General features: G+C 54.9%; 4 protein-coding genes and 1 pseudogene. 1 reads left to right on the forward strand and 4 read right to left on the reverse strand.

The features are described 5' to 3' along the window. Window positions 1–476 precede the first annotated feature (476 nt). Window positions 477–1,133 carry an enolase gene (locus ACP7D4_RS27565; RefSeq protein WP_426212602.1) on the reverse strand — a complete coding sequence of 219 codons (657 nt, stop codon included), beginning with the start codon at window positions 1,131–1,133 and terminating at the stop codon, window positions 477–479. A 330-nt stretch (window positions 1,134–1,463) separates the two neighbouring features. On the opposite strand from ACP7D4_RS27565, the pseudogene ACP7D4_RS27570 reads away from it, so the two are divergent. Continuing rightward, window positions 1,464–1,598 (forward strand): annotated as a pseudogene (locus ACP7D4_RS27570) (Lrp/AsnC ligand binding domain-containing protein); the annotation flags it as partial. A gap of 11 nt (window positions 1,599–1,609) precedes the next feature. Here ACP7D4_RS27570 and ACP7D4_RS27575 read toward each other — a convergent pair. From ACP7D4_RS27575 to ACP7D4_RS27585, 3 genes are all read right to left on the reverse strand, one after another. Further along, complete coding sequence (locus tag ACP7D4_RS27575) at window positions 1,610–2,461, reverse strand: hypothetical protein (RefSeq protein ID WP_426212603.1); 852 nt, start codon at window positions 2,459–2,461, stop codon at window positions 1,610–1,612. A gap of 360 nt (window positions 2,462–2,821) precedes the next feature. Further along, a complete protein-coding gene (locus ACP7D4_RS27580; protein ID WP_426212604.1) occupies window positions 2,822–3,325 on the reverse strand; it encodes a hypothetical protein in 504 nt (167 codons plus the stop codon). A 346-nt stretch (window positions 3,326–3,671) separates the two neighbouring features. Continuing rightward, window positions 3,672–3,920 (reverse strand): tetratricopeptide repeat protein, encoded by a 249-nt coding sequence (locus ACP7D4_RS27585; protein WP_426212606.1) that lies wholly within the window; start codon window positions 3,918–3,920, stop codon window positions 3,672–3,674. Window positions 3,921–4,074 lie beyond the last annotated feature (154 nt).

Here is a 4,074-nt window from a genome sequence, read left to right on the forward strand (position 1 = left end):
GAGGGCGAGGCTAGATTATGAATCGCCGCTCGTCGTTTATACTCAGCACATAGCCTTGCTGCAACATCCGACTGACACTGTTAATTAACCCAGTGTTGCGCTTGGTATTTGAAACCGCCTTCCTTGTTCATTTGCGTTTAAGTACACCGCTAACCAGACCGACTAACCAAGCAGCTCCTCGCGACATAACTATTCCAAATTTGCAATCATTGTCCGTGATCACAATGGCCCTCCAATGCCCGCTCTTGGCCGACTGCTGTCGATTGTACATGACGGTAGCCGGCTCCCTGACTGCCGGGCAGCACCGCCCCGAGGCAGACATTCACGTAGGTCCGTAAGTCCTTCGCAACCTACCCGACATGACGCCGACGGCGTGGCGCTGTCGCGGGCGCGCGGCAGGATTGTGTCCGAGGCAGCCGCCGCGCGGGCGGCGATGGGGTAACGCGCCGAGGAAAAGCGAGGGAATGCTTTATCGCTCAGGATTCATCAAACGTGAACAATATCGTGCGGCTTTCCGGCTCATAAAACATCAAGATAGTGAGCCCATTAGCGCAAGCCACCGGGAAAAATGGCTTGCCCTGATAATTGAGTTCTATCCGATTGTCCTCTCTCTCTTCGTAGTTGAATTCGAAGGCGCACGGTGGGTCCTCCGTTGTCCAGTTGCCCGCCCAAAACTCACCGCCCAAGATGTCCAACCAAGCGTGTTCATAGGCCATGCCCTTAAAGTCGCTCGGAAACTCCGCGAGGCGCCCATGGTCTTTGGCGTAAGCGCGTACCTTGGCCTTGTATTCCGTCAGACCTGCGGCATACTCCTCGTCATAAGGTAGGAAATACTCCTCCTGCCCCAAAAAACGATAGCGGTTGTCTTCTGTTAGATGCAGGGCAAACCAATTGGGCGCTGTGAATTCGTTGTGAAATTCACGCGTGTCGTCTCCAATATAGCCTTCAATAGGCCCGATAGGTTGCAGCATATGAACAACCGTCCCTGCGAGTTCGGGACGCACAAGGCCCAGATCAATGGACAGTAAAGGCAACAAATGATCGGCCAGCCACGGCTGATCGTCCACGAATACATGCTCTGGCAATGGCGTTAGCCCAGCGCGAAGCTTTTTGATGCTCTCTTCTCTGATCATAATTGAGTTCGCTGGGGGAATTTACAAAAATAGCAACTATCTTACCAGATTGTTTGGCTACCGTATTGTCCGGTGGTTGTTATGTTCAGGCCTCGTTCGCCACCCCAGACGTTCGCTACAAATGAAGCGAATGGACAGCGGCGTGCCTGCGGAAACCCGGCCTTCGATTTACGCATATTCAATGGCCGCTTCTGGCCGACTACCGCCGATTGTACTCGACGGCAGACCGGCGGCGGCAGACCGGCCCGCTGCCGCCGCGAAGCTGCCGTTCGAGGCCAAACGCCTGTGTCCGGTGAATCAGGGGGCAATCTCAACGACTCTTTGATCTAGGTCGCGGTCGCGGACACCGCCGGCTACGAAGAATTCCTGCGACACCGCCTCTACAAGCTGTCTGGCCTTCGCCACAGCCGCTCCACCTTCGTGTTACGTACGATGAAGCGCGCGCACTCGCACGGGGCCCTATAAGGTCAGGAACCTCACTTCGCGGGCCAGGAAGTGGGGGGAGCCCCTGTTGGTCGCCACCCGTCCGTACGCCAGCCGGCGGCAACGCCATTTTGCTCAATGATGAGGAAACCGGTACGCGTTGCATTCGATACGCGTATCGTGTTCCTGCAGAGGTGGCCCGTTACAGCATGTACCACATCCTTTTGATCGACGTTCAACGTGGATTGGCTTTGACCAAATGAAACGACAACAACTCCAGGCTCAAGATATTGGTGAACCAGAAGCCGCAATGGTTGCAGGCGTGGCTGACCAGGTCCGTCACTGACAATCTTGTAGTCGAGTTTGCTCGGCTGATACGTGCTGCCGCCTTCCCAGTTGGTTAGTTCGGGCGATAACGTGCCTTTCGGAGCTTCAGACTCGGCAAATCCCGACTCCATGAACTCTTCAAATGACGATTCCATCGAATGGAATCGTGCAGCGACTTCCTTCGTGCCGAATTGGGATTCGAGCTTATCCCAGTCCTCCGATGACAACGCAAGGAAAGCGACATCGCTTGAATGGGTCGAGTCCCGGCACAGCCGAAAGTCCGATTCCGGCCGGGTGATGCTTGCGAATGCGTGGAGCAGGCGAAAGCGGTCGTCGCGATCGCATTTAGATTGGACTGTGGTGGATCGATCTCGAAACGAGAGCTGTTGACAGCCTGCGCCGTCGGCCTCCAGCTCGTCTCGCACTGTTCCAAAATGTTCTCCAAATAAACGGTTCCACGTGCGTGTGGGTTCCTCGTCGTCACTCCAAATAAACGATTGCGGATGGTCGACGATATAGGCCCATACCCCATCTTCGGCTTGAATCGAGCAAATCATTTCGGCGTCATGCAGTGGCATTCGAGCGGATCCTTTTCGAGGGGGAATAGTTGCTGTTACTGTTTCATGCACATTTCAGACACACGATACCGCAGATAATTGAGAGCAGTTCCGATTAGCGTAAGTCATTCCTAGGTAAGCGATCACCCGACGGCGTAAGTATGCCGGCCGCAAAAGTCATGCAGGTCCTAGCGTAGCGGATCCTCGGAAAACATCTCCTCCCAGGTCCGTGGTGTGAGCTGATGCGCCAAGGACGCCGGGTGCTGGCCGACTCCCTGCCGTACGTCCGCCAAGTAATCGTCCAAGCTTTCACGTCAAAGCCTGGTCTAGCCGATCATAACCCGTGCGAAGGACCGCTTGGCCGACTACAGCCTATTTTACCTACTTGCGGTTTCCGAGGACGACCTTATCAACGCATGCAGCCATAGCGTCCGATTTGAGTTCCTTGTTTTGCGTCTGACAGGCCACGACCTGCTCAGTGATCTGGTCCGCCTTAGCAAAGTCCGGTAACCAGCCATTCAACATTCTCATCTTACAGACAGAAAATTCGAAATGGCCGAACGTGACTGGTGCAAAGTTCGGTACGGCAAATACGAAGGCAGCTCTTCGTGTTGCATCCTCACGCGTCGCCTTTTCCATTTCAGCATCTGGCGACCTTGCTGTGCGGGCCACTGTCAAAAAACCTTCGACTGCCTGGACCTGCGAATCGCCCCGATCGCGAAACATCGCCAGCCACTGCGTTGTCTGAGATGCATAGCGACATCCGGCAACTTGATCCGCGTTCATTCCCGATATGGACTCCGCGCCGAAGGCTAGCATGCAGGGTGCAGCGGCAGCAATGGAAAGAATACTTGCTATAAGACGCTTGCGCTGAATGAACAACATTGAGAGTTACTTTCTTAATTGTGTTTACATATACTTCGCTTGAAGAGCACTACGCTAGCTCCGTCCGGTCCTGGCCGGCAGCTGTCGATTGTACTCGACGGCAAACGGACACCGGCCGGCTGGGCCGCTGTCGAAGATGATAGCGGCAGGGGTGGCAACTATATTCCGTTGAGCCGGAGTTTGTGCGGCGCATCCGGTAAGGGTGGCAAAGGTCACGGCAATATAGCCAAGCTAAGGAAGCTGCGCATCATTTTCTGCTCGTCTCGGAATAAGGAAACCGATTATCGTCTAGGTAGACAATCTTTTCTACATCTTTCCGATCCGCTCGGGCCGGGGGCAGGGTGCATCATTCAAACAGCTCGCGAAATTGTTGTGCCAGCGCTTTGTCTCGCTCGACTCCAAGCCCATTTTCGTACATGGTCACGAGCGTTTCGGCAGCTCTGACGTGGCCCGCGTAGGCGGCTCTGGTGTACCAATCGACCGCCAATGCCTGATCGATGGGGACGTATCGCCCTGTGGCATGGAATGCACCGAGGTTGTACATCGCACGCGTTTGCCCCGCCTCACCGGCCCGGCGCAAAAAGTCGATCGCCATTGATTCATTCTGCGCTACACCGATACCGTTGGCATTGTTACGTTCCGCAGTATTTTAGGGGCGGCGTACCATCCTATTTGAGGTTGAATTTTCGAACTTGTCGCGATGTTTTTTCGGAGGACCTTTTCCGCCGGCGTTCATGGGGCGGGAGCAT

The sequence above is a fragment of the Massilia sp. TWP1-3-3 genome, from assembly GCF_049897805.1.
Classification (GTDB): domain Bacteria; phylum Pseudomonadota; class Gammaproteobacteria; order Burkholderiales; family Burkholderiaceae_D; genus Telluria_A.

Excerpts from the sequence above, each read along its gene's own strand:
- ACP7D4_RS27565 (WP_426212602.1), bottom strand. The coding sequence starts at position 1,133 with ATGATCAGAGAAGAGAGCATCAAAAAGCTTCGCGCTGGGCTAACGCCA.
- ACP7D4_RS27575 (WP_426212603.1), bottom strand. The coding sequence starts at position 2,461 with ATGCCACTGCATGACGCCGAAATGATTTGCTCGATTCAAGCCGAAGAT.
- ACP7D4_RS27580 (WP_426212604.1), bottom strand. The coding sequence starts at position 3,325 with ATGTTGTTCATTCAGCGCAAGCGTCTTATAGCAAGTATTCTTTCCATT.
- ACP7D4_RS27585 (WP_426212606.1), bottom strand. The coding sequence starts at position 3,920 with ATGGCGATCGACTTTTTGCGCCGGGCCGGTGAGGCGGGGCAAACGCGT.